This is a genomic window from Clostridium sp. 1001275B_160808_H3, from assembly GCF_015550425.1.
GTDB lineage: Bacteria > Bacillota > Clostridia > Clostridiales > Clostridiaceae > Clostridium.
On sequence record NZ_JADNAT010000009.1, the window covers coordinates 86,955 to 113,592 of the forward strand.

Here is a 26,638-nt window from a genome sequence, read left to right on the forward strand (position 1 = left end):
CTTTTTTATTTTCAAACTAATAATTACAAAAATTATAACTTTTTATTAATTATGTAAAATAAATTCTTAAAAAATCAAATAAGCCTTGAAGAATTGGTTTAAATTCTATAAAATAGTATTATAAAGTGGTTAAAAGTGGTTGAAAGTGGAGCGGATATATTATTATGAGGTAGGGGTAAAGATGTTTATAGGAGAATATCAACATGCAATAGATGCTAAAAATAGAATGATAGTCCCTGTAAAACTAAGAGAGGGGTTAGGTAGTAATTTTGTTATTACTAAAGGCTTAGATGGATGTCTTTACGCATATCCAATGGAAGAATGGAGAGCTCTAGAAGTTAAATTGAAATCTTTACCACTTACAAATAAAGATGCAAGAGCATTTGTTAGATTCTTTTTTTCAGGAGCCTGTGAAGTTGAAGTTGATAAACAAGGAAGAGGCTTAATTCCTCAAAATTTAAAGGAATATGCATGTATAGAAAAGGAAATAGTAAGTATAGGAGTATTAACTAGAGTTGAAATCTGGAGCAAAGAAAAATGGCAAGAATATAATGAATCAGATATAGATTTTGATTCTATTGCTGAAAAAATGAGCGATTTAGGAATATAAGGAGTAGTATTATGGAATTTAAACATGTATCGGTACTTTTAAATGAGTGCATAGAGGGATTAAATATCAAAGAAGATGGAATATATGTTGATGGAACACTTGGTGGTGGAGGTCATTCTTTAGAAATATTAAAAAAGTTATCTGAGAATGGAACTTTAATTGGGGTAGATCAGGACAAAGATGCACTTAAAGCAGCAGGAGAAAGGCTACAAAACTATAAAAATGTAAAGTTTGTTCATAGTAATTTTTATAATATTGATTCTATTTTGAATAATTTAGAAATTGAAAAAATAGATGGAATGCTGATGGACCTTGGTGTGTCATCTTATCAACTAGATGAGGGTGATAGAGGATTTAGCTATATGCAAGATGCACCTTTAGATATGAGAATGAATAGAGAAAACTCTTTATCTGCATATGAAGTTGTAAATGAGTATGCTGAAGAAGAAATTTATAGAATAATTAGAGATTATGGTGAAGAAAAGTTCGCTAAAAGGATTGCAAGATTTATAGTAGAAAATAGAGAAAATAAACCGATAGAAACTACCTTAGAGTTAGTGGAAATAATTAAAGCTGCTATACCTGCTAAGGCTAGAAGAGAAGGGCCGCATCCGGCAAAAAGAACTTTTCAAGCTATTAGAATAGAAGTAAATAGTGAATTATCTATACTAAATAAGGCCATTGAAGATGGTGTAAATAGATTAAACAAAGGTGGAAGAATGGCTATAATAACTTTCCATTCTTTAGAGGATAGAATAGTTAAACTAAAATTTAAGGAATTAGCAACATCGTGTACTTGTCCAAAAGAGTTTCCAATTTGTGTTTGTGGTGGGAAAGCAAAAGTTAAATTAATTAGTAGAAAGGCTATTGAACCCACAAAAGAAGAAGTAGAGGAAAATCCAAGAAGTAGAAGTGCTAAATTAAGGGTTATAGAGAGAATTTAAAAAAAGTTAAGTAAAATGTATGGGGGATGTAATAAAATGGTTGATAGAGAATATGATTATATAAGGGGTAATACAGTAACAACTCCAAAGAGAAAGTATAATGAGATAGACAAGAGAATAGAGAGAGAAAAACAAGAAAGAAAACAAAGAGAGCTACAAAGAAAAGAAAAGGCAGCAAAGAAGGCTATTGTAAAAAGTATATTACAAGTATCTTGTATTGCTTTAATATTAGGTGTTAGTACTATTGCAAGAGATGGCAAAGTTTATAGAATGCAAAATGATCTTTCAAAAGTAAAAAGTGAAATAAAGACTGTTACTGCGGAAGGAGAAGCATTGAGGGTAAACTTACTAAGATATTCATCACTAGCAGATATAAAAGATATAGCAAATAAATCAGGAATGAAAATTCCTGAAAAAAATGATTCAGTAGAAGTGGATTTAACTAAAAACTTTTTTGCTAACTTAGGGGAATAAACATAAGTTATAAAATAGTACACTTGCCAAGATAAAGAGTGTTAAGTTTACACTCGACATGTTTTTAAAAAATTACATGGAGGCATTGATGTGAATAAGAAGAATTATAGAGATAAAGCGCTAATGAAAAAAAGAATATCATTAGCGCTTACCGCATTAACGTGTTTATTTGCTCTTTTAATAATTAGACTCTCCTACATAATGATAGTTAAAAGAGGAGATTATTCAGCAAGGGCTGAAGAACAGTGGACAAGTGAAGTTAAAATTGATGCGAGAAGAGGCAGAATACTTGATAGGAATGGGGTAGAACTTGCAGTATCTGCAAATGTTTATAGAGTAGATTTTGACTTAAATTCAATAAGATCACATTTAAGGAAAGAAAATTTAACAAATGATTCCATAGCTCCTAAAATATCAGAAGCCTTAGAAATGGATGTAGAAAAAGTTTTAAAAAAGCTAAATACAAAGCTACCAAGTGGGGCTAATGCTGGTGCAGCAACATTAGTTAGAAGAATAGAAAAAGAACAGGCAGATAAAGTTAAAGATTTAAACATACCAGGAGTAATAGTATCGCCAGATACAAAAAGATATTATCCAAATGGAAACTTTTTGGCCCATGTTTTAGGTAGTACTAATATTGATGGTCAAGGTTTAACTGGGGTAGAGTTACAGTATAATGATTATTTATCAGGTACTCCAGGACTTCGTATTTCAGAATTAGATAAGTATAATGATGAATTACCATATACAATATCCAAATTTACAGCTCCAGTAGATGGAAAGGATGTTACATTAACAATAGATGCTAATTTGCAGTCTTTTGCGGAGAAAATAGCTGAAAAAGGTTATAAAGATAACCAGGCAAAACAAGTTTCTATAATTATAATGAATCCTAATAATGGTGAAATATTAGCAATGGTAAATAAACCTGATTTTGATCCAAATAATCCATATGAAGGCGCAGAAAATTATGAAGGTTCAACTACAGGGGAAAAAGTTCAAAAAATGTGGAGAAATCATTTAGTAAATGATACTTTTGAACCAGGATCAATTTTTAAAGTTGTAACTATGATTGGAAACTTGGAAGAAGGTCTTGTTAAGGAGTCAGATACATTTACTTGTAACGGAAGTTTAAAGGTTGGTCCTCATACTATAAAATGTTGGAAAACGTCAGGTCATGGAACACAAATACTACCAGAAATACTTCAAAACTCATGTAACGTTGGATTTATGGAAATTGGTAAAAGAATAGGAAAAGAAAAGTTAAATGAGTATATAGCTAAATTAGGCTTTGGTAAAGTTAGTGGAGTTGACTTACCAGGAGAAGCAAAGGGAATTGTTAAGAAAACAGAAAATATTAATGAAGCTGATCTTGCAACAATTTCATTTGGTCAAACAAACACAGTAAATGCAATTCAATATATGACAGCATTCAATAGTATTGTAAATGGTGGAAAGTTAATCCAACCTCATATAATGAAGGAAGTTGTTTCTAAAGATGAAAATGGAAATGTCGTTGTTGATAAAACATTTGAACCAAAAGTAACAGAAGTTTTAAGTGAAGAAAATACTGCTATTTTAAGAGATTATTTAGAAAGAGTAGTTTCATATGGAGGTTCAAGCAAGGCTTACGTTGAAGGATATCATATTGCGGCTAAAACAGGAACAGCTCAAAAAGTTAATCCAAATGGTGGTGGATATGAATCAGGTAAATATATATCTTCCTTAGCAGGATTTGCACCAGCTGATGATCCACAAATTTCAGTGTTTATTTCTATAGATGAACCTGGGACAGGGACTTATTATGCAGGACAAATAGTAGCTCCACTTGCTAATGAATTATTTACAGATATATTTAATTATATGAACTCAGAAATATCAAAGGATGATATAGATAGTATTGTTAAAGATGTAGTTATTCCTGAAATAAGAGGACTTAAAATAGAAGAAGCAAAAAAAATATTAAAAGAATATAATTTAGAGTATAATATCGAAGGAAATGGGTCTATAATAACAAGTGTGAAGCCTTATCCAGGATACACAGTTAAAGAAAATTCTAAGATTAATATAGACACAGGAGACTCAGAGTCTTATAATAAAAATGTCGTTATGCCTGATTTAAGGGGGTACTCCTTAGAGTCTGCATCTAAAATATTAAATGATTTAGGTATAAATTATACATTTGAAGGTGAAGGTGCAATAGTTAAGCAAAGTATTCCAAAGGGTGAAATGATAATAAAAGGAACGAATGTAAAACTTGTATTAAACGAAGAATATGGAGATTAATTTAGAATATCCCTTTACATTAGCATGTGGGACACTCACATGCTAAATTTTTATACAAAAGACATAGGGAGTTCTTTTTAGAATATTAAGGAGATGGTGAAATGAAGTTATTAGATTTATTAAAGGGAGTAGATTATAAATTATTAGAAGGAACAGTAGAAAAAGAAGTAAATCACATTCAATATGATAGTAGAAAAGTAAATGAAGGTGACTTATTCGTATGTCTTACGGGTTTCGAAGTTGATGGACATAATTATGCAAATAAAGCTATAGAAGCAGGGGCAAAAGTAATACTTTGTGAGAAAAAAATAGATATAAAAAGTAAAGATATAACAGTTCTTCTTGTTGAGGAAGGAAGAAAAGCGCTTGCTACGATGTCAGCAAATTATTATGGTCATCCAACAAAAGCTTTAAAATTAATAGGTGTTACAGGTACAAATGGTAAAACTACAACAGTATATTTACTAAAATCAATGCTTGAGAAAGCAGGGAAGAAAGTAGGTCTTGTTGGAACAATAGCTAATTATATTGGAGAAAATAAGCTTAAATCTGAAAGAACTACTCCTGAATCATTAGAACTTCAAAAATTATTTAAGGATATGGTAGATGCGAATTGTGAGTATTGTGTTATGGAGGTTTCATCACATTCATTACAGCTAGATAGAGTTTATGGTTGTGAGTTTGAAGTTGGAATATTTACAAACTTAACAAGAGATCATTTAGATTTCCATAAATCTTTTGATAATTATTACAATGCAAAATTTAAATTGTTTGAAAGAAGTAAAGCTTGCGTAATAAATGTTGATGATGATTTTGGATATAGAGTGTTAAAAGATGTTGAAAAATTAGAAAATAAGAAAATCAAAACTTATTCAATAAAAAATAATAGTGACTTTAAAGCATCAGATCTTATGTTAAAAGAAGGAGATATACATTTTAAAATAAATGGAGAAGAATTCAATTCAGTTTTACCAGGAGAATATAATGTATATAATGCTTTAGGTGCAGTAGGCGCAATGAGTATTTTAGGAATTAGCAATGAGTCAATAAGGAAAGGCTTATTAGATGTTGTTGTACCAGGTAGATGCGAAAGAATAGGTTATAAATATGACATACCTTATGACATAATAATAGATTTTGCGCATACTCCTGATGGATTAAAAAATATTTTAGAAACATTAAAAGGATTTACTAAAAATAGATTAATAGCTGTATATGGATGTGGTGGAGATAGAGATAAGGTAAAGAGAGCTGAGCTTGGAAGGATTGGAACAGAACTTGCAGATTTAGCTATAATTACATCAGATAATCCTAGGGAAGAAGATCCGATGGCAATTATAAAAGAAATAGTTGCAGGTATTACAAAATCAAATTATTTAGCGATTGAAAATAGAGTGGAAGCAATTAAGCTTGCCCTTGGAATGGCTGAAGAAGGCGATGTAGTTGTTTTAGCTGGTAAGGGTCATGAAAATTATCAAATCACAAGTGAAGGTGTAATTCATTTTGATGAAAGAGAAGTAGTAGATGAAATTTTAATAAGTAAGAAGAAATAATTAGAGGTGGATGAATTGGAATTATCTTTAAATGAACTTTTAGAAGCCGTGAGTGGTGAATTAATAGTTAAAGGAAAAACTGATTTCAATAGAGTTTGTATTGATACAAGAAAAATAGAAAAGAACAATATATATTTTGCTATAAAAGGCGAAAGGTTTAATGGAAATAAATTTGTTGTGGAAGCTTTTTCAAAAGGAGCTTCTATAGCAATAGTTGATGAAATATTATTTGATGTAAATAACACCCAAAATCTGCAAACAATAATAAAAGTTGAAGATACTGAGAAAGCTTTACTAAATCTTGCTCATTATTATAGAAAGAAGCTAGGTGTAAAAGTTGTTGGAGTTACTGGATCATGTGGAAAAACATCTACAAAGGACTTGATTGCTGCTTTTTTAAGCGAGAAATACAATGTCTTTAAGACTAAAGGAAATTTCAACAATCAAATAGGCTTGCCTCTTATGATTTTAGAACTTGATAATTCCATAGATGTAGCTGTTTTAGAGATGGGAATGAGTAACTTAGGTGAAATAGATGTTCTTGCAAATTGTGCAAGACCGGATATAGCAGTTATCACAAATATAGGATTATCTCATATAGAAAATTTAAAAACTCAAGAAAATATATTAAAAGCTAAGAGTGAAATATTTAATTATTTTGATGAAACAAACACTCTTATAATAAATGGAGAAGATGAAAATTTATTAAAAATAAAAGATAAGTGTTTTGAAATTCTAAAAATTGGTTATAATCATGAATATGATGTATGTGCATTTAATATTATACTAGAGGAAGATAAAACAACATTTACAGTTAAAGATAAAAATGAAGAGAGTATATTTACAATTCCTATGGCGGGGAAGCATAATATATTAAATTCAATGATTGCTATAGGGGTAGCTAAAAAATTAAATGTTACTTTTGATGAAATGAAAAAAGGTATAAAAAATTTAGAAGCTACATCAATGAGGCTACAAGTTATTAAGAAAAATAAAATAACAATTATAAATGATTGTTATAATGCTAGCCCGGATTCAATGAAATCTTCAATGGATGTACTTAGTACTTATAAAATAGGAAGAAAAATAGCTATACTTGGGACTATGAATGAATTAGGTGAAGAAGCTGTAAAGTCACATATCGAAGTAGGAAACTATGCTTTAAATAAAGTTGATTTATTAATAGCAATAGGAGAATACAAAGATTGTTTTAAAAAAGGATTTACAGAAGAAAATATCATTACTTTTACTACAAAAGAAGAATGTATAGATAAATTAGATACTATAATAAAAGAAAATGATGTAGTTTTAGTAAAGGCTTCAAGAGGTATGAAGTTTGAAGATATAGTTAGTTCATTAGAAGAAGTCTCAATATAACGAAGGAGGTGAACTGCCTTTATAGGCAGGTACAATGGGGGATAAAATAATAGACATATTTACGTCTAACTTAACAATAGGGTTAGTATTAGCATTTATAGTATCATTAATACTGGGTCCTATAACTATACCAATGCTTAGAAGATTAAAGTTTGGTCAAAATATAAGAAAAGAAGGGCCTCAAAGCCATCTAAAAAAAGCAGGAACTCCAACTATAGGGGGAATTATATTTATAATTTCAACAGCAATAGTTATGGTGGTAATGAGATTTAGTCCTACAGATGAAGCAATGATTGCACTATATTCATTACTTGCTTTTGGATTTATAGGATTTTTAGATGATATTCTAAAGATTATAAAGAAACAAAATGAAGGATTAAAAGCATGGCAAAAAATGTTGCTATTAATCATTTTCTCAACTGCAATTGCAGTATATGGATATGTTAATTTAGGAACGGCTTTAAGAATACCATTTATAGATACAAAAATTCCACTTGGAATTCTTTATATTCCTTTTGTAATAGTATACTATGCTGGTGCGACAAATGCAGTAAATTTAACAGATGGATTAGATGGATTAGCATCTACTGTTAGTGTTTTAGTTTTAACATTTTTTGCAGTTATAGCATTTACAATGAAGCATGAATCATTAGCGGTATTTTCAATTGTATTAGCAGGAGGATTGTTAGGATTTTTAAAGTTTAATGCATATCCTGCAAAAGTGTTTATGGGTGACACTGGATCTTTAGCAATTGGAGGTGCAATAGCAACTATTGCATTGATTTTAGAATTACCTTTAATATTATTTATTGTTGGTGGAATATATGTATTTGAAACTTTATCAGTAATTTTACAAGTTTCATCATACAAGTTAAGAGGAAAAAGATTATTTAAAATGGCACCAATTCATCATCATTTTGAGCAAGTAGGATGGAGTGAAACAAAAATCGTTACAGTCTTTGCTATAGTAACTGTAATATTATGCTTTGTAGGATTTATAGCCCTTTAATCACTAGATTGGAGGAGTTTTTATGAGAGAAAAAAAGCCAAAAGTAAGAATGGGCGAAATTGACTATGGTATATTTTATGCTGTTATATTATTATTAGCAATAGGGGTAATTATGATATATTCAGCAAGTTCATATTATGCTATGTTTAAAGAGGGCGATAGCATGCTATATTTAAAAAAGCAACTGATTTGGGCTATTACTGGGTTAGTAGTTATGGTGTTTATTGCCAGTATAGATTATCATAAGCTGAAAAAATTTACTCCTCATCTTTTAATTATAACTATACCGTTATTAGTAGCAGTATTTTTCTTTCCAGCAGTAAATGGGGCAAAGAGATGGATACAACTTGGACCATTATCTTTTCAACCATCTGAGCTTACTAAATATGTAGTAGTTTTATTTTTAGCAATGAGCTTAGATTTAAAGGGAGATGGGGTTAAAAAATTCTGGACTGGTATAGTACCATATTTAGGAGTTGCAGGTTTTTTCGCAGGTATGATATTATTAGAAAAAAACTTAAGTATAGCAGCTATTATAATGATAGTTACATTTATAATGTTATTTGTAGCAGGTGGAAGAATCCAAGATTTATTTGGGAAAGTTGCTCCAGTGTTATTAGTTGCTGTTATGTTTTTTATATTTGGAGAAGATTATAGAAGAGCAAGAATGCTTAACTTTTTAAATCCATGGAAAGATCCAGCTGGAGATGGTTATCAGTTGATTCAATCATTTTATGCATTAGGAGCTGGAGGAATAACAGGACTTGGTCTTGGACAGTCAAGACAAAAAACATTATATATGCCAGAACCACATAATGATTTTATTTTCTCTATTATAGGGGAAGAACTTGGGTTAATTGGATGTTTATTTATAGTTGCATTATTTGTATTCTTTGTTTGGAGGGGAATTAAAGTTGCCATGAAAGCCAAGGATACTTATGGAACACTTTTATCTATAGGAATAACATCTATAATTGCAGTTCAAGCTATTATTAATATTGCGGTTGTAACAGGATCAATGCCTGTAACTGGTGTACCAATGCCTTTTATTAGTTATGGTGGAACATCACTAGTAATAAATATGATGGCAATGGGAATACTTTTGAACATATCAAGGCAAGTACAAGGAAAAGAAGTATAACTATTAAATAAAAAAAGAGTAGGATATTAATAAGATCTTTACTCTTTTTTTATTTAATAGTCAGTAAAGTATAATGTTTTAAAGAATAAGTTATATAAATTATTTACTACTTTTAAAATCAATATACGACTTTATACCTTCTTTTATACAGTTTTAATTTGGTATATACTGATAAATTTCAAGTTACATAATAAGGAAACTAATTAATACACTTTTTTGCAGTTATTAAAATAATTAAAAAAATATTAAATTATTATAAAAAATTTAAATTTAGTAAAAATAATAATGAAAAAATACCCAGAAAGTGATATTATTATAGTATGTCATTATATTATGTAAAAGTAGGGGAATTATGAATAATAAGTCGAATAAGTTTATAAGAAGAAAAAAGAGGAATAAAATAATTAAGAGATTAATATTGGGTTTATTTGTTATTATAGTCGGTATTATAATATTTATATATAAATCTCCAATTTTTAATTTAAAGAAAATAGATATAACTGGTTTAGTTACATTATCTAATGAGAGCTTACAAGAAAACTTGAAATATTATATAGGACAAAATATATTTACTATAGATTATAATGAAATAGAAAAAGAGCTAAAAGAAAATCCATATATAAAAGAAATTAAAGTTAATAAAAAGGGAATAAATTCTTTAAATATAAACATAAAAGAAAATAAAATTGCATATTATTTCGAAAGTGATGGAAAAATAAAAGCTATTAATAATGAAGGGGTAATAGTTGAGGAATTAGATAAAATGGATGATAGAAACTTAATTAAGCTAACAGGGATTGATTTATCTGGGAAAACCGTTGGAGATAAGATATCAGAGAATATAAATATTCCAGATACCCTAGAAAAATTTTATAACATAATAGAAGTTATGCCACAAGAGTATATTTTTTCTCAAATAGAAATTGAAAATTTAAATAATATAGTATGTTATATAGGAAATATAGAAATAATGATTGGTGATAGTAGTGACTTGACGGATAAAATGAATTTAGCACTTAATGCTATTGAACAAGGAGTTATTTCAAAAGGTTATATTGATATGAGTTTTAATGGGCCAGCAGTTATAAAGCAAATTAACTAGATAAGGGGGAAACTATATGAAAAGAACTACATCACAAATATTTATAGCTATTGTTTGTGCGTTTCTCGGATTTTTGCTTGCACATCAATTTAAGCTGTTGAATGAAAAAAATAAAAGTAATATAGCAACGCAAAATTTAAATATAAATGCTGAGATAGAAGCTTTAAAGAAGGAAAAAGAAGAATTAGTTAAATCAAATAATAACTTGTCAGAGGAATTAAAACAATTAGAAGAAACAGCAGCTAAGGAAGGCGAAGTTGAAGCGGAAATAAAAAAACAACTTGACAGTTCAAGAATGAACTTAGGATTACTAGATGTAAAGGGGCCTGGTATAGTTATAACTATAACTTCTAAAAATAATATATTTGGATCAAATAATTCAACTTCAACTAGAATTATTAGTGAAGAAGAAATAGTTTATATAGTTAATTCTTTAAAATTCGCAAAGGCAGAGGCTATATCTGTAAATGACTATATAATTACTCCTCAAAGTGGTATTAAAAATTCAGGTAATTGGATTTGGGTAGGGACTGCTGGGAAAATAGATCCAAATGATAAGATAGTAATAAAGGCCATAGGTGATAAACAAATCTTAAAAAATGCAGTAACTTTTGTTGGAGTGCTAGAGTATGGTGCGCTGCAAAATTATAATAGTGAAGTAAAAGAAAGTGATGAAATTATTATAAATAAAACTACACAGTCTCTAAAAAGTGAATTTATTAGACCTGTGGATTAAAGGAGGGGGATTATATGATAGCATTTATAGGATTATTGATAGGTGTGCTTTTAGGTTTAATTTTAGACGTAAATATACCAGATACATTATCTCCCTATATGTCTGTTGCAATTTTAGCTTGCTTAGATTCTGTTTTTGGAGCAGTAAGAGCATCTTTATCAAAAAACTTTAAGTCAGATATATTTATTTCTGGTTTTTTTGGTAATGCAGCTTTAGCAGCAGGTCTTGCTTACTTAGGAGATAAACTTGGAATTCCAATGTATATAGCAGCGGTTATTGTTTTTGGAGGTAGAATATTTGATAACTTTGCAGTTATAAGAAGACTATTAATTGAAAAGTTAAAATCTCGTAAACGAGGTGAATAAATGAAAAATATAAAATCAGGATTTTTTATTTTAATAGCTACAATCATAACAGGATTTTTAATAATAAATAGTATTAATTTAAATAATACAGGAAGAAGCATCTCTTTAAATGCATTAGAATATAAAAATGCAGTAGAAGAAAGAAGTAAATTATATAAGGAAATAGAAAGCATAAAAAGTGAAAATATAGATTATAGATATAAAATAAGTAAATATAAAGGAAATGATCCTGAAAAAAAAGAAAAATTAGTGGAAGATATGAAAAGTCAACTAGTTGATTATGGATCTTTAAGTGGAATTGCATCAGTTAAAGGATCAGGATTAGTAATTAAGATAAAAGATGGAGATATAGATTTTAAATTTGATACTAATGAAGATATAGCAAGAAAAATATTGCATGATGCAGATATGGCAATGGTGCTAAACGAATTAAAAAATGCGGGTGCAGAAGCTATAGCTATAAATGATCATAGGATATTGCCTAATACTGGAGTTGCTTGTTTTTCGGCTGCTATAGGATTTGAAGATGAATCAAGTGTTTCTGCCCCATTTTATATTTATGCTATAGGTAATCCAGAAGAAATGAAGGCATATTTATTATCAGAGACTAGTTTTATACAAAAATTGCTTATAAGAAAGATAAGTGTAGAAATAGAAGTAAGGAATGAGATAATTGTTCCTGTTACAAAGCAAAGCGTAGAAGCAAGATATATGCAAAGATATGAAGAAAAATAAAATTTTATTAAAAAATATTTTAAAATTGAAGGAATTTAAGTTTTTTTGAAGAATATTTACAATGTGTAAATAACTTCTTTAGGAGGAAATGACTTGGATATAGAAGAAAATTTAATTAAATTAAAAAGAAGTTTACCTAAGGATGTCACACTAGTAGCAGTTTCAAAAACTAAGCCTATAGAAGATATAGAAATTGCGTATAAAACTGGTCAAAGAGATTTTGGAGAAAATAAAGTCCAAGAACTTATTGATAAAGAAGAATCTCTTGAAAAAGATATAAGATGGCATTTCATAGGAAGCTTACAAACTAATAAAGTAAAATATTTAGTTGGTAAAGTTCACTTAATACATTCTTTATCAAGTATTAAGCTATTAAAAAAGATAGAAAGCGAATTTTCTAAAAAAAATTGTATAGCGAATCTTTTAATTCAAATTAATATAGGTAAAGAAGAAAGTAAAAGTGGAATTTTTGAAGAAGAACTAAATGATTTGATAAATGAAATTAAAATCTGCAATTATTGCAAGATTAAAGGATTAATGGCCATAATTCCAAAAGGAAATGAAGATAAAAATAGATATTATTTTAGGAAAATGAAAAGTATATATGATGATTTAAGTAAAAAATCATATAACAATATTTCTATGGAGATTTTATCTATGGGAATGACAAATGATTATGAAATAGCTATTGAAGAAGGTTCTAACTTGATAAGAGTTGGAGAAGGAATATTTGGTAAAAGAAATGTAGTGGGAGGATTGAAGAATGGGTAATATGTTTGGAAAGTTTAGGGAAATAATTGGTCTTGGTGAATATGAGGATGATTTTGAAGATTTAGAAGATACTGAAGTAGAGGAAGAAGAAGTACAAGAGGAAATTGAGCCAATTATATCAAAGCAAAAAGGAAATAAAGTGGTAAATATTCATACTGCATCAACTGCTAAAGTAATGGTAACAAAGCCTACTAATTATGATGATGCTAGAGAAATCGCAGATGCAATTAAAGCAAGAAAAATAGTTTTAGTTAATGCTACTACTTTAGAAACAAAAGTAGCACAAAGATTAGTAGATTTTATAAGTGGATCTTGTTATGTTTTAGGTGCTACTTTACAAGAAATTGAACAAAGAGTTTACTTATTATCACCTTCAAATGTAGAAGTTACAAATGAATTAAAAAATGAACTTAGTTCAAAGGCATTATTTAATTGGAACAAGTAGGAGGAGATTTAAATAGGAATAATATTTGCAGCAATAAATTTAATAACAAGAGTTTTAGAGATAACTATCTTTGCAGAAGTTATAATGTCTATTTTACCAAGTATTAGAGAAAGTGATTTTTATAGGCTGATTGCATCATTTAATAGTCCGATATTAAAACCTTTTAGGATTTTACAAGATAAACTTTTAAGAAATAGTATGATTGACTTCTCACCGCTATTTGCTATTATGTTATTATCTTACATTAGGGTGTTATTTTAATGCTTAAAAAAGAAACAATATTAAAAAGTTTTAATGAAGATGATGCAAAGGATGCTATAAAAATATATGAAAAATATAAGATAGCTTATGAAAAAGACATAACTGTTTTTACAAATAGCTTTTATTCACCTAATATATGGAGCTTTTTTGAAAATTATTGTTGTAATAATGAAGTTACATTTGAAGCAAATGGTTTCTTTGAAGAGTGTGAAAGAAGAATGATTTGTTTTAATAATTATTACAATGTTGATTATCCTATAAAAATATTGGAAATTAAGAACAAATCAAGTTTTTCTAATTTAAAGCATAAGGATTATTTAGGTTCAATTTTATCTTTAGGAATTGAACGCAATAAATTAGGTGATATAATTGTAAAAGAAAATAAGGCATATTTGCCTGTTTTAGATGAAATAAGTGGTTATATAATAAGTAATTTATCTCATATCGGGAAATCCCCAATAGAGATAAAGGTTATAGATAATATTAGTGATATACCATCTGTTAATTTTGAAGAAATAGTTATTAATGTTTCTTCTTTACGAGCTGATAGTATTGTTGCAAAACTCTCCAACCTGTCAAGAGCAAAAGCTATTGAGCTTATAGATAGTGGCAAGGTTTTAATAAATTATGTAAAAGCAAAAGATAAAAGTCAAGACATTGTGAAAGACACTAGAATTACAATTAGAGGAATTGGAAAATTTATAATTGGAGATGTTATTGGCGGAACTAGAAGTGGTAAAAAGAGAATTGTAATTAAAAAATATATATAATGTGTAGAGGTGATTTTATGAAGCTTACTCCAATGGATATAAGTAACAAAGAATTTAAAAAGGGATTTAGAGGATACGATACTGATGAGGTTGATGAATTTATAAATGAAATTATAGAAAATTATGAAGAGCTTTATAAAGAAAATTCAAGATTAAAAGAAAATCTATCAAGAGTAAATGAAAAATTAGAACATTATGTTAAGATAGAAAATACTATTCAAAATACATTGCTATTGGCTCAAAATGCAGCTGAGCAAGCTAGAGAAGCATCTCAAAAAGAATCTGAAATGATTTTGAAAAATGCTAATGATGTAGCTAAGAAAATTTTAGATAAGGCTCATAACGATGTAGTTTCAATAAATGATGAATATGAGAAAGTTAAGCAAGAATTTGTAAAGTTTAGAGCTAAATTTAGAAACTTTATGAATGCTCAAACTGAAACTTTTGATGAATTAGAAAAAGATTTAACTAAAAATTATAATATTGCAGAGCCGTTACAAGAAGTAGCTGTAGAAAAAAGCATAGAACTATCCAGTAAAAACATAGAGGAATTAGAAGAAGTTTATACTGAGGATATGGACGAAATAAAGAGCTTTTTCGCTAAAAACTAATACATAAAATCCGTTTAATACGGATTTTTTATTTTTAATAAATTTTAAACTATTGAGTGTAATGTTTTAATGTATTATAATGTGTTAAGAATTATAATGAGTTAACAATTATGAAGAAAGTGGAGATTCGTATTAATGGATGAATTAATATTTAAAATAACTGAAGAAGAAAATATAGGACTTAGAATAGATAAATATTTATCTAATATTATAGAAGGAAAATCAAGATCATTTATACAAGGACTAATTGATTCAGGAGTTGTATTAGTAAATAATAAAGAAGTCAAGAGTAATTACAAATTGAGAAACCAAGATGAAATTATTGTAATTATGCCAGAACCAATTGAACTTGATGTTGAACCGGAGGATATAGATCTTAACATAATATATGAAGATGAAGATGTAATAGTTTTAAATAAATCGCAAGGAGTAGTTGTGCATCCAGCTCCAGGGAATTATAGTGGTACATTAGTAAATGGGTTACTTTATCACTGTAAGGATCTATCAGGTATTAATGGAGTTATACGACCAGGAATAGTTCATAGGATAGACAAAGATACATCTGGAATATTAGTTATTGCAAAAAATGATGATGCACATAATCATTTAGCTAAACAATTTAAAGATCATACTATTAAAAGAGAATATTATGCTTTAGTTGAAGGTAAGTTTAGTAAGATAGAAGGTACAGTAGATAAGCCTATAGGAAGAAATAAGAAAGATAGATTAAAAATGGCTATAGTGGAGGATGGTAAGAGAGCAGTAACTCACTATAATGTACTAGAACAATATAATAATGGAACTGCTTTAGTAAAATGTACTTTAGAAACTGGAAGGACACATCAAATAAGAGTGCATATGGCTTCAATTGGTCATCCTTTAGTAGGAGATCCTTTGTATGGTAATAAAAAGCAAAAATTTAAATTACAAGGGCAAGTATTGCATGCGAAAACATTAGGATTTATTCATCCAAGAAGTAATGAGTATATGGAGTTTGATTCAGACTTACCTAAATATTATTTAGAACTATTAGAAAATATAAGAAAATAGAGGTGGATTAAATGAAATTAAAAGCAAATTTGCTAGATGACAAAGCTATTAAAAGAACCTTAATAAGAATATCTCATGAAATAATAGAAAAAAATAAGGGTGTAGAAAACGTAGTTTTAGTAGGTATTAAAAGAAGAGGATATCCTTTAGCAGAAAGAATTGCAAAAAATATAGAAAGTATTGAAGGAGTAAAAGTTCCTGTTGGTTATGTAGATATAACTTTATATAGAGACGATATTACAGAGATAAAAGACACACCAAGAGTAAATAATATTGACTTAGGGGTAGAGGTTATAGGTAAAAAGGTTATCTTGGTAGATGATGTTTTATATACTTGTAGAACAGTAAGGGCAGCAATTGATGCTATAATTGACTCTGGAAGACCAGAACAAATTCAACTTGCTGTATTAATAGATAGAGGTCATAAAGAACTACCAATTAGAGCTGACTACGTAGGAAAGAATCTTCCTACGGCTAAGAGTGAAATAATAGCAGTTGAAATAGCAGAAATCGATGGAAATGATTCAGTAAAAATTTACGAAGGAAAATAGAGGAGAAAAATATGGAATATAACTTAATTGCAACTACTACCTTTGGTTTAGAAGGTATTACAGCAAAAGAATTAAAAGCTTTAGGCTATGAAGATTTAAAAACTGAAAATGGTAAAGTTCATTTTACTGGAGATGAAATGGATATTGCAATAGCTAATATCCATTTAAGAACTGCAGATAGAATATTAATAAAAATGGGAGAGTTTGAAGCAAGAAGTTTTGAGGAACTATTCCAAGGTACAAAAAATATAAAATGGAGTGAAATAATACCTAAAGATGGTATAATGCATGTTAATGGTAAATCTGTTAAATCAACTTTACATAGCGTTCCAGATTGTCAATCTATAGTAAAAAAAGCTATTGTAGATAGCATGAGCAATTCTTATGGAATAAACCAGTTTGAAGAAAGTGGTCCATTATATAAAATTGAAGTATCAATTTTAAAAGATGTAGTAACATTAACTATAGATACATCAGGACCAGGATTACATAAGAGAGGATATAGAGAAGAGGCAGGTGCAGCACCACTTAAAGAAACTTTAGCAGCAGCAATGGTTCTTATTTCAAGATGGAAGGAAGATTTTGTTTTAGTTGATCCATTTTGTGGCTCAGGTACTATCCTTATAGAAGCAGCTATGATTATGCAAAATATTGCACCTGGAATGTGTAGAAGTTTTACGTGCGAAACTTGGCCAACAATGGATTCAGATATTTTTGAACAAGTAAGAGAAGGTGCTGAAAGAGCAATTAAAAATAAAGATATTAAGTTAATAGGATATGATATAGATGGTAGAATTCTTAAAGTAGCAAGAAGTAATGCTGAAAAGGCAGGAGTTTCAAAATATATTGAATTCCAAAGAAGAGATTTTAAAGATTTTTCAAGTAGTAATAAATATGGATTTATAATTTCTAATCCTCCATATGGAGAAAGATTAGGAGAAAAAAAAGAAGTAGAGCAGTTATATAAAACATTTGGAAGTTTTAAAAAGAAATTTTTCAATTGGGATTATAATATTCTTACATCTTATGAAGGCTTTGAAGGGCCATTTGGAAAAAAATCAAGTAAAAATAGGAAATTATATAATGGTAAATTAAAATGCTATTACTACCAATATTTTGATAATGAGCTTATTAAAAATGATGGTGATATGCTCATAAATCATATATAATATTTAATTTAAGTAATACTACAAATTACAAAAGCAACAAAACATTATTAATTATTGGATGCATTTAATTAAGTATAAAATTTTTATTGAAGGCTAAATTAAAGAAACCATATTTGCAAATACAAGATATGGTTTCTTTTTTATTATTTTATTATTTTATTATTTTATTATTTTATTATTTTATTATTTTCAATTTTTAAATTACTATATAATGATGGTTCTGTATATAAAGTATAGTTAGTATGATATATAACCATACCGGGTTTTGAGCCATTAGGTTTCTTTAAGTTTTTTACTTTAGTATAATCAACAGGAACTTTTGTAGAGTTCTTAGCTTTACTATAATAAGAAGCAAGTATTCCAGCTTCTTCTAAAGCTATATCAGATGGATTATCGCTACAAAGTATAACATGTGATCCAGGAATATTTTTTGTATGGAGCCATGTATGGTTTTTATTAGCAAACTTTAATGTTAAATAGTCATTTTGAATGTTATTTTTACCAATATAAATATCTATTCCATCAGAAGAAATTAAATGTATAGGCTTAGATGATTTATCTTTTTTATTATTTTTATTAGTATTTTTGAATTTTAAGTATCCAGTTTCAATTAATTCTTTTTTTATATCATCTATTTCAATATAGCTTTCACAATTTAATATGTTTGTCATAACTGAATTTAGATATTCAAGTTCTTCTGTATTTTTTTCTAATTGTTCTAATGCAGATTCTTCAGATTTTTTTAGTTTATTATATTTTTTATAAAGATATTGTATATTTTCAGATGGTGTCTTATTTTCATCCAGTTTTATAGTTACATATTCTTCTTCAGCATTATAAAAATTTAATAAGGATATTTCTTTTAATCCTTTTTTTAACATATATATATATGAGGTTAATAAATCACCATTAATCTTATATTTTTCTTTTTCTTCACATTCTTTAAGAATATTTTTTAATTTCTTAGCTTTATTGTTACATCTATCTATATTAGTTGAAATTAATTTTTGCAAATCTGTAGATCTATTTAATAATCTGTCTTGTTTATCTTTTACTGTAAAAAATTCATCAAGCAATTCACTTGGATTTTCAAAAGATATTGAAGAATAAGCACTTTCTAAATTACTTAATTTGACACAATGGAAATCCTTGAAAACTTCTTTATCTTTATAGATTTTAAAATTAAAATTATTTTCTAGATTTATCATAAAATTTTTAAAGAAATTAAAAATATTTTCTTGATTTATGGTATTATTATCTTGTAGGAAATTTTCATATATACTTATTGATAGAGATTTACTTATACCAGTAAATGTCTTCGAAAATATTCCTTCATCAATACTTATATCATTATTATTTAAATATGAATCAAAATCGTTAATTGAGAAATCAAAGGGATTTAGTTTGTTAGAGTTAGGAGGATATACATAATTTACACCAGGATATAAAACTCTATAAGTATTTATATCAGCCGAAATATGCTTAATACATTCCATAACTTTATTGTCTCTTTCTCTAACAAGAGTTATATTACTATGCCTTCCCATAATTTCAACTATTAATATATATTTACTATCGAATCCTAATTCATCGGTAGACTCAATATGCAATTGAAGAATTCTATCACCATTTAATTGAGTTATGTCTGTTATTCGACCACCAATTAAATATTTTCTCATAACCATTGTAAACATTGGTGCTTGTAAGGGGTTAGGCTTACTTATATTAGTTAAATGAATTCTAGGAAACTTAGAAGAAGCTGAAATTAATAATTTTATATTTTGTCTATCTTTTCTTAGAGTTAAAATTACTTCATCTTTTTCTGGTTGATTAATTTTATCTATTTTACAGTTTAATATTGATTTTTTTAAATCATATACTAAACTATATAAGTAGATGCCATCCAAAGCCATAAGTATCATCCTTTCTTTGGTAATAAGATAAAGATAGTATAACACTTAATTAGCAAATTTATCAATGGCATATAAGGTTAAGGGGGGAGTTTTTATGAATTTTATAAAAATGCAAGGATTAGGAAACGATTTTATTTTTATTAGAGATGATGAAAATGAGCTGATTAAAACTGAAACTGAAATTGCTAAAACTGTTTGTAATAGAAGATTTGGAATAGGGGCAGATGGATTAGTTATAATAAGAAAATCTAATATTGCAGATGCTAAAATGGTAATAATAAATAGTGATGGATCTCGTGCTAATATGTGCGGAAATGCTATTAGGTGTTTTGCAAAATATTTATATGAATATGAATTAGTGGAAAAGAATATAATTAGCATAGAAACTGGAGATGGAATAAAGTTCGTAGAACTTTATATAAATGATAAAAATAAGGTTGAATTAGTTAAAGTCAATATGGGAAAGGCAAGTTTCAGCGGCAAAGATATTCCTTTAAATAATAAAAACTCATTAATAAATGAAGTAATTAAAATTGAAGAAAAGGAATATCAATTAACTACCTTATTGATGGGAGTACCTCATACTATTTTAATTAATAATAATGATGAATATAATATTAGTGAAGGAAAAGCTATAGAAAAAAATAGTTTATTTATTGAAGGAACAAATGTTAATTTTGTAAAAGTAATCGATATTAACAATATAGAGGTAAAAACTTGGGAAAGAGGTGCTGGAGCTACTTTGGCTTGTGGAACAGGATGTTGTGCCTCAGTTGTAGCTTTAAAAAAATTAGGGGTATGCTCAAATAAGGTTAATGTAGAAACTTTAGGAGGAAATTTAGTGGTAGAGATTATAAATAATGATGTATATATGATAGGATCTGCAGAGTTTATTTGTAAAGGTGAGCTATATTAATTAAAAGAGGTAAAAGATGAATAAAAAAAGAATAAGGAATATTTTCCTTGTTAATTTTATTTTGTTAATAAGTATATTTCTTTATGGATGTAAAAGTGAAATAGAAGAAGAAAATAAAGTTGATATACTAAATGGAGCAATTGCCATAGAAAATTCAGGGGAATACAAAATTTATAATTTAACAAATGATAAATATGAAAAAGTAGATACTGAATATATAATTACAGCTTATGATTTAGAAAGTGGTAATTTTATATATAATGAAAATGGTGAATATAAAATAAAATATCTAGGAAAAGAAGAAAGAATAGAAGACGGGAAGAAAGTCATTTCACCTAAGCTAGCACAAAATGGAGAATATTTAGCTTATTTTTTAAAGGATGAATTCTTAGATTTAAAAATTAAAGATTTGTCTAAAAATAAGAATATATCAATTGATACTAAGGTTTCAATTTCAGGTGAGTTAGTTGACTGGCTAAATGAAAATACTTTAGTATATTATGGAATAAGTGAAGATAAAATTAATGGAATATTTACTTATAACATTAATAATAATGAAGAAAAGCTTTTATATAAATTAGATTTAGGATACGTTGAATTTTTAAAAGTTTTAGATAATGGAATAGTTTTTGTTCAAGAAAAAGAAGGAAAACAAAAGATATTAAAAGTTATAGACGAATCTGGGGAAGTTAATGAAGTAATAGAAGATGTTTTGGATGTTAGTGATGTTGAGTCTACTCCAGATGGTATATTCATATTGGGTAAATTGGAAAATAATAGCTATTCATTATACAAGTATCATGATAAGAAAGCTAGGAGATTAGTGTATGATTTCCCAAAATTAATAAACTTAGAAAAAGGTCTTTCTAAAGATAAGGATGGTAATATAATCTTTGTTGGTGGTGAAGATGTTATAACAGAAAAAGTATATAGATGTACTAATGATGCTATAAGCATAATTGATGGTGAGTCGGGAACATACAATTTTATAGAGTGTAGATAAAGATATTTATAATTTATTTTATAAATATCTTTTTTCTTTTAATTTTATATGTATAATTTTAACTTTATTGGATATAAATTTAAATGGTGATGTTATATGAGTATTTTTGAATTTGACTTGGAGAAAGTTAATTTAGAAATAGCTAGAAAATTAAATAAATTAAAAGCTATAGAAAATATATGTTTACCTATTATGATAAAGGAAGATAGAGTAATAGTACTAGCATCAAAGGAGATATTAGAAAATAAAGAGGAAATAGAGTTTTTGTTTAATAAAAAAATAAAAATTGTAAAATTAAGTGAAGACTTTATTAATGAACTAATTAAAAATATATTTTTAGGAGAACTAGAGGAGCTATTTGATGTATTATTACTTAAAGCAATAGAATTAAATGCATCAGATATTCATTTTGAACCCCATAGGGAAGATGTTTTCATAAGATTTAGAGTTGATGGTATATTAATAGGAGTTACAAAAATAAAAAATGCAGAATATCAAAAATTATTATCCAAAATAAAAGTATGTGGGAATATGGATATTACAGAAAAAAGAAGGCCTCAGGATGGTAAAAGTCTAATAAAAGTAAATGGAAAGAACTATGATTTAAGATTATCTACTATTCCGATAATCTATGGCGAAAAATTAGTAATTAGAATCCTATATGGAGAAATATTTAATTATAATATTGATAGTTTAAATTTAAATACAAATCAAATAAAAAAAATAAAAAAGATACTTGGACTAAAAAATGGATTAGTAATTATTAATGGCCCTACAGGAAGTGGAAAATCAAGCTCTCTATATTGTATCTTAAAAGAAATTAATAAAAAAGATATTAATATCACAACTTTAGAAGAACCAATAGTATCTAAATAACAATTATTAATTTATAAAAAGATTTTCCCCATCCCAAATACAATCACCAATAATTAGATTTATTAGGTTTTGTTTTTCTTCTAAGGTAATATTATAAAAATTCTTAATGAAGAAATTTTTAGCCTTTTCTCTATCTTTAAGCAAATTTTTATTATTAGCCTTGCTATTTATCAACAATTGATGTTGTGTTAGCTCTGTATTAAGAATTTCAATTTCATTATTAAGTTCCTCAGCTCTACTTAGCATAGTTGAGGCTAAAGAATCAGAAGCTATACTAATTTTATCTATTAGTCCCTTCAATAAATTCTCTTTATCTCTCATTTTCTTTTGTAAATTATTAATTATATTTGTTTCAAATTCTAAATTTTTTTTGCTAGAGTTCAAATCTTTAACAGATATTTTCTTTAGAGTTTCTAATATTTTATTTTCAGCTTCATCAACTTTAATAAATGGTAAACAGCTCTTTTTGCATTTGAAATATAATGGACGTGTACCATCTTTTCTTTTATTTCCTAGTGAGATTATCATTGTAGAACCACAAGTTTTACAAGTGATTTTTTGAGCTAACCAAGTTTTCTCTGATATTCTAGGATATTTATGATGATTTTTTAAATTTAATTTTTCTTTTACATCAATCCATATATTAGAAGGTATTATACCTTTATGGTTACTTATAACAGCAAGATTTACAGTCTTAGAGTCATTATTTTTATTATGTATATAAGTCATATAACCATTTCCGTTAGGCTCACCTATAACAGTATAACCGATAGATTCTAAATATCTATTAGAAGCTTCATCAGAGGCAATATAGATAGGCTTTTTTAGGCTTAATGATATACATCTCTCAGAGAGACCAAGTTCATTTGAAAGTTTTCTAACGCTTTTACCTTTATAGAATTGATTAAAGATATAATGAATTGTTTCAGTATCTTCAATTTCTAGATATTTACCATCTGATAAAGTAACAACTTTGCATCCTAAAGGAGGGAAGCCACCTGTCCATCTTCCTTGTTTTGCTAGACTATACATTCCATCTATAGCTCTTCTTCTAATATTCTCTCTTTCCATTTCAGCTAATGAGGCTAATAAGGTCATCATCATTTTCCCAGAAGGGGTTCTAGGATCATAATTATCTTGTACACAGACTAAATCAATACCTTCTTTTTTTAACATTTCAAACGTAGTAAGAAAGTCTAATGTATTTCTAGCCATTCTATCGAGTTTGTAACATGCTATTACATTATAGTTATTTCTTTCTTCCATCATTTTTGTAAATGCAGGTCTATTTATACTACCCCCACTAAAGCCATTATCCTCGTATACAGTAAACTCACAGTTCTCTTTATTAAAATAATTTTTAATAATTTCAAGTTGAGCTTCTATAGAGATAGAGCTATCATCTCCTTTTACTGATTTTCTTAAATAAGCTGCAATTTTCAAATTAATCACTCCTTTAGAATATCGATAAGATTTTTATTGGGAGTTTGTATATATTTTTTATAAGCATTTAAATTTATTTCATCATTTTCTATTAAATCATTTACTAGAAGTTTAAATGTATCTATAGAAAAATAAGAAAAAGGAAGTTGCTTTAAAAATGCACAATCATTTATTAAATCATCAGAATAGAAGTCTTTCAATTTTAATATTCTATCAATTATTCCTGGAGCTGAACCTATATCTTCAAATTTATAAAGCATATTATTATTTTTTAATCCACTTAAATCATAATAAAGTACAGATAAAAGAAAAGATAAAGATTCTTTAGGTTTATTTTCCTTAATTAATATTTCATACATATTTAATATATTATTTCTTACAAGGCCCCAATTCTTTTCAGATACATATTGAATATTTCTATCATTGAATATTCCCCAAGCTATATCATAGAAGCTTGTATCAAATTTTAGCTGTCTCTTTTTGTTAACATATTCATCTAAAGATATCATCCAGTTAGGATTTTTATGCATTTCAATAAAATCATAATTTTTATTAATAAAAGCTTTTCCTTTTTCAGATAAAACATAACCAGTAAAATTATTTTGTATTTTTTTTAAAGATTCTTCGGAAATGTTATTTAAAATACGCTCAATTAGACAAGATTTATTTCCGGTTTTAGGTAAATTATTGTCACTTAAAATTTGTTTCAGTTCTGATACTTTAAAATTAACAAATAATGAATCCAAATCAGGTTTTTCTAGATAACCATTAGAGATCATTTCTTTGTGAAATTGTGAAGGATTTGCTATATCCAACTCATATTTCATATAACTAGGATATGTATTCGATAGTCCTACAGAATAGCCTTTTTGTGCCCAGTTTAAAAATACAGAAATGGTTTTTAATTTTTTATAGTCATTATAACTATAATGTTTGATTTCATTAGTTAGTGATTTAATAGAAGATATGTTATCATCTATATTTGAATTAATTTTCTTTTTTCTTTTAAAAAAATCTAAAAAGCCCATAATAAACCTCCTTGACGAATATACGTTCTGTTCAGTGTAAAGAATTTTTCAGTAAGAATATCAGTGTTAAATATTTTAAAAACTTATAACATTTAATGGTTCAAACGTTAGTAGGTGAGTTTTACTAACATAATAAACCCCATATTTATTTTTATAATGCTCAATAGATTGAATTAGAAAATCATTTGTTACATTTAAATTTTCAGCTAAATCGTATATATTATCTATTCCGGATAGAATAGCATCTATTATTTTATCTAGAGATACTAGATTTTCATAACTCCATCTACGAGCAGTTAATTCTTGTTTTATATTATTTATATTACTTTGGTCAGTTATATCTCCAACATTGAGTTTAAAGTGTCCCAACTCTTCATATAAGACACAAAGCTTCTCACGTTCATTAACCCTATTATTTATAATAATTAAATTACCTATGCACTTGCCAAAAGGCTTATCTATACCAAGATCACTTTCTATAACTTTAATTCCGTTAATATGTGCAAAAGATAATAAATTCTCATAATTACTCATCTGTACTCCATATTTAATTTTATATATTAATATTTGTCTAAATTATTTAAGATTTCATTTATTTTTTTATTGACGATAGCCTTTTCTTCAGTGGTAAGGTTATCATCGTGACAAGCTATAGGCATTAAATGTTCTTTCTCTTTTTCTTCCCATATTTGCTTTTCTTTCTTAGAAAGATCAATAGTTTTTATATCTTCTATATATTTTGGGGTTTCAATTAAATCATTACTATATTCTATTAACTTAGATTTTCCACTTGTATTAAGCGTGTTGAAATTTTTTAATAATAGTACTTCACTTTCAGATAAAGTTGGTTTTTCAATAATAAATTGTTTTTCCTTAGGCACTTCATAGCCCATTAACCATGTTTCATTTATATTTAATGCCATTCCTAACATTGAAAGCTTTTCTTGACCTGGTTTTACTTTTCCAGATAAATATTGGCTTATATCAGATTTATTAATTTTAACATTATATTTTTCACAAAATGGTTTTACCATCTCCAATAAATCTACTTGTCTTAAATTTCTTTCTTTCATAATTTGGTTTAATCTAGTTGATGTATTTTCATTATTCATAACAACCGTCCTTTCAATAATATAGTATATTATTTTGAATAAAAGTTCAATACCTTAAACAAAAAAGTTAAAAAAATTGAACGAAAAGTATTGACAAGAAAAATATGGCATAGTATTATCGAGTTGTTCAATAAATTGAACTTGGGGCAGGAGGTGATATCATGGCTTTTAATTATGATAAATTAAGGGGGAAAATAGTAGAAAAATTTGGTACTCAAGGAAATCTAGCAAGAGCATTAGGGGTTTCAGAGAGAACATTATCTTTAAAATTAAATAATAAAATATTTTTTTCACAGGATGAAATAACTAAAATTTCTCAACTATTAAATATAACCTTAGAGGAAATACAAGATTATTTTTTTAAACAAAAAGTTCAATAATTTGAAC

General features: G+C 27.3%; 28 protein-coding genes. 23 read left to right on the forward strand and 5 right to left on the reverse strand.

Features of this window, described 5'->3' with window-relative positions:
- The first annotated feature begins 181 nt into the window (after window positions 1-181).
- The 19 genes from mraZ (at window position 182) to I2A75_RS08575 (ending at window position 17,960) form a co-directional block, all read left to right on the forward strand.
- A complete protein-coding gene (mraZ, locus tag I2A75_RS08480) occupies window positions 182-610 on the forward strand; it encodes a division/cell wall cluster transcriptional repressor MraZ (RefSeq protein WP_195264040.1) in 429 nt (142 codons plus the stop codon).
- An 11-nt stretch (window positions 611-621) separates the two neighbouring features.
- Window positions 622-1,554, forward strand: a complete 933-nt coding sequence (gene rsmH, locus I2A75_RS08485) for a 16S rRNA (cytosine(1402)-N(4))-methyltransferase RsmH (protein ID WP_195264041.1) — start codon at window positions 622-624, stop codon at window positions 1,552-1,554.
- Between the two features lie 36 nt (window positions 1,555-1,590).
- Window positions 1,591-2,028 (forward strand): cell division protein FtsL, encoded by a 438-nt coding sequence (locus tag I2A75_RS08490; protein WP_195264042.1) that lies wholly within the window; start codon window positions 1,591-1,593, stop codon window positions 2,026-2,028.
- A gap of 90 nt (window positions 2,029-2,118) precedes the next feature.
- Window positions 2,119-4,314, forward strand: a complete 2,196-nt coding sequence (locus I2A75_RS08495) for a stage V sporulation protein D (protein ID WP_195264043.1) — start codon at window positions 2,119-2,121, stop codon at window positions 4,312-4,314.
- A 101-nt stretch (window positions 4,315-4,415) separates the two neighbouring features.
- On the forward strand, window positions 4,416-5,867 hold the full coding sequence (locus I2A75_RS08500; RefSeq protein WP_195264044.1) for a UDP-N-acetylmuramoyl-L-alanyl-D-glutamate--2,6-diaminopimelate ligase: 1,452 nt from the start codon (window positions 4,416-4,418) through the stop codon (window positions 5,865-5,867).
- Between the two features lie 15 nt (window positions 5,868-5,882).
- On the forward strand, window positions 5,883-7,244 hold the full coding sequence (murF, locus tag I2A75_RS08505) for a UDP-N-acetylmuramoyl-tripeptide--D-alanyl-D-alanine ligase (protein ID WP_195264045.1): 1,362 nt from the start codon (window positions 5,883-5,885) through the stop codon (window positions 7,242-7,244).
- A 34-nt stretch (window positions 7,245-7,278) separates the two neighbouring features.
- The gene (mraY, locus tag I2A75_RS08510; RefSeq protein ID WP_195264046.1) at window positions 7,279-8,253 is read left to right on the forward strand and encodes a phospho-N-acetylmuramoyl-pentapeptide-transferase; all 975 of its coding nucleotides are present in this window, start codon (window positions 7,279-7,281) and stop codon (window positions 8,251-8,253) included.
- Between the two features lie 22 nt (window positions 8,254-8,275).
- The gene (gene spoVE, locus I2A75_RS08515) at window positions 8,276-9,394 is read left to right on the forward strand and encodes a stage V sporulation protein E (protein ID WP_195264047.1); all 1,119 of its coding nucleotides are present in this window, start codon (window positions 8,276-8,278) and stop codon (window positions 9,392-9,394) included.
- Window positions 9,395-9,746: 352 nt separating this feature from the next.
- Complete coding sequence (locus I2A75_RS08520) at window positions 9,747-10,496, forward strand: FtsQ-type POTRA domain-containing protein (RefSeq protein ID WP_195264048.1); 750 nt, start codon at window positions 9,747-9,749, stop codon at window positions 10,494-10,496.
- A gap of 16 nt (window positions 10,497-10,512) precedes the next feature.
- Window positions 10,513-11,232, forward strand: a complete 720-nt coding sequence (locus I2A75_RS08525; protein ID WP_195264049.1) for a DUF881 domain-containing protein — start codon at window positions 10,513-10,515, stop codon at window positions 11,230-11,232.
- A gap of 14 nt (window positions 11,233-11,246) precedes the next feature.
- Window positions 11,247-11,597 (forward strand): small basic family protein, encoded by a 351-nt coding sequence (locus tag I2A75_RS08530; RefSeq protein ID WP_195264050.1) that lies wholly within the window; start codon window positions 11,247-11,249, stop codon window positions 11,595-11,597.
- On the forward strand, window positions 11,598-12,332 hold the full coding sequence (locus tag I2A75_RS08535; protein ID WP_195264051.1) for a DUF881 domain-containing protein: 735 nt from the start codon (window positions 11,598-11,600) through the stop codon (window positions 12,330-12,332).
- 93 nt (window positions 12,333-12,425) lie between these two features.
- Complete coding sequence (locus I2A75_RS08540; protein WP_195264052.1) at window positions 12,426-13,103, forward strand: YggS family pyridoxal phosphate-dependent enzyme; 678 nt, start codon at window positions 12,426-12,428, stop codon at window positions 13,101-13,103.
- Window positions 13,096-13,548: a cell division protein SepF gene (gene sepF / locus I2A75_RS08545; protein ID WP_195264053.1), complete on the forward strand. Its 453-nt coding sequence runs from the start codon at window positions 13,096-13,098 to the stop codon at window positions 13,546-13,548. The genes I2A75_RS08540 and sepF overlap by 8 nt, the downstream gene beginning before the upstream one ends.
- Before the next feature lie 260 nt (window positions 13,549-13,808).
- Entirely contained in the window at window positions 13,809-14,579 is a 771-nt protein-coding gene (locus I2A75_RS08555; protein WP_195264054.1) for a YlmH/Sll1252 family protein, read from the forward strand.
- Window positions 14,580-14,596: 17 nt separating this feature from the next.
- Window positions 14,597-15,190, forward strand: a complete 594-nt coding sequence (locus tag I2A75_RS08560) for a DivIVA domain-containing protein (RefSeq protein WP_195264055.1) — start codon at window positions 14,597-14,599, stop codon at window positions 15,188-15,190.
- A 135-nt stretch (window positions 15,191-15,325) separates the two neighbouring features.
- Window positions 15,326-16,240, forward strand: a complete 915-nt coding sequence (locus tag I2A75_RS08565) for an RluA family pseudouridine synthase (protein ID WP_195264056.1) — start codon at window positions 15,326-15,328, stop codon at window positions 16,238-16,240.
- An 11-nt stretch (window positions 16,241-16,251) separates the two neighbouring features.
- On the forward strand, window positions 16,252-16,791 hold the full coding sequence (pyrR, locus tag I2A75_RS08570) for a bifunctional pyr operon transcriptional regulator/uracil phosphoribosyltransferase PyrR (RefSeq protein WP_195264057.1): 540 nt from the start codon (window positions 16,252-16,254) through the stop codon (window positions 16,789-16,791).
- A gap of 11 nt (window positions 16,792-16,802) precedes the next feature.
- Window positions 16,803-17,960, forward strand: a complete 1,158-nt coding sequence (locus I2A75_RS08575; RefSeq protein WP_195264058.1) for a class I SAM-dependent RNA methyltransferase — start codon at window positions 16,803-16,805, stop codon at window positions 17,958-17,960.
- 167 nt (window positions 17,961-18,127) lie between these two features.
- Here I2A75_RS08575 and I2A75_RS08580 read toward each other — a convergent pair whose 3' ends face one another.
- Window positions 18,128-19,873 (reverse strand): NFACT RNA binding domain-containing protein, encoded by a 1,746-nt coding sequence (locus tag I2A75_RS08580; protein WP_195264059.1) that lies wholly within the window; start codon window positions 19,871-19,873, stop codon window positions 18,128-18,130.
- A gap of 94 nt (window positions 19,874-19,967) precedes the next feature.
- On the opposite strand from I2A75_RS08580, the gene dapF reads away from it, so the two are divergent.
- From dapF to I2A75_RS08595, 3 genes are all read left to right on the forward strand, one after another.
- On the forward strand, window positions 19,968-20,789 hold the full coding sequence (gene dapF / locus I2A75_RS08585; protein WP_195264060.1) for a diaminopimelate epimerase: 822 nt from the start codon (window positions 19,968-19,970) through the stop codon (window positions 20,787-20,789).
- A 16-nt stretch (window positions 20,790-20,805) separates the two neighbouring features.
- The gene (locus I2A75_RS08590) at window positions 20,806-21,792 is read left to right on the forward strand and encodes a hypothetical protein (protein WP_195264061.1); all 987 of its coding nucleotides are present in this window, start codon (window positions 20,806-20,808) and stop codon (window positions 21,790-21,792) included.
- A gap of 96 nt (window positions 21,793-21,888) precedes the next feature.
- Complete coding sequence (locus tag I2A75_RS08595; RefSeq protein WP_243242112.1) at window positions 21,889-22,668, forward strand: ATPase, T2SS/T4P/T4SS family; 780 nt, start codon at window positions 21,889-21,891, stop codon at window positions 22,666-22,668.
- Between the two features lie 6 nt (window positions 22,669-22,674).
- On the opposite strand, the gene I2A75_RS08600 is transcribed toward I2A75_RS08595, so the two are convergent.
- The 4 genes from I2A75_RS08600 to I2A75_RS08615 form a co-directional block, all read right to left on the reverse strand.
- A complete protein-coding gene (locus I2A75_RS08600; RefSeq protein ID WP_195264062.1) occupies window positions 22,675-24,111 on the reverse strand; it encodes a recombinase family protein in 1,437 nt (478 codons plus the stop codon).
- A 5-nt stretch (window positions 24,112-24,116) separates the two neighbouring features.
- Window positions 24,117-25,139, reverse strand: a complete 1,023-nt coding sequence (locus I2A75_RS08605) for an SAP domain-containing protein (RefSeq protein WP_195264063.1) — start codon at window positions 25,137-25,139, stop codon at window positions 24,117-24,119.
- Window positions 25,140-25,214: 75 nt separating this feature from the next.
- Window positions 25,215-25,673, reverse strand: a complete 459-nt coding sequence (locus tag I2A75_RS08610) for an ImmA/IrrE family metallo-endopeptidase (protein WP_195264064.1) — start codon at window positions 25,671-25,673, stop codon at window positions 25,215-25,217.
- Between the two features lie 26 nt (window positions 25,674-25,699).
- Window positions 25,700-26,251 (reverse strand): transcriptional regulator, encoded by a 552-nt coding sequence (locus I2A75_RS08615; RefSeq protein WP_195264065.1) that lies wholly within the window; start codon window positions 26,249-26,251, stop codon window positions 25,700-25,702.
- Between the two features lie 161 nt (window positions 26,252-26,412).
- On the opposite strand from I2A75_RS08615, the gene I2A75_RS08620 reads away from it, so the two are divergent.
- Window positions 26,413-26,631: a DUF739 family protein gene (locus I2A75_RS08620; protein WP_195264066.1), complete on the forward strand. Its 219-nt coding sequence runs from the start codon at window positions 26,413-26,415 to the stop codon at window positions 26,629-26,631.
- Window positions 26,632-26,638: the final 7 nt, after the last annotated feature.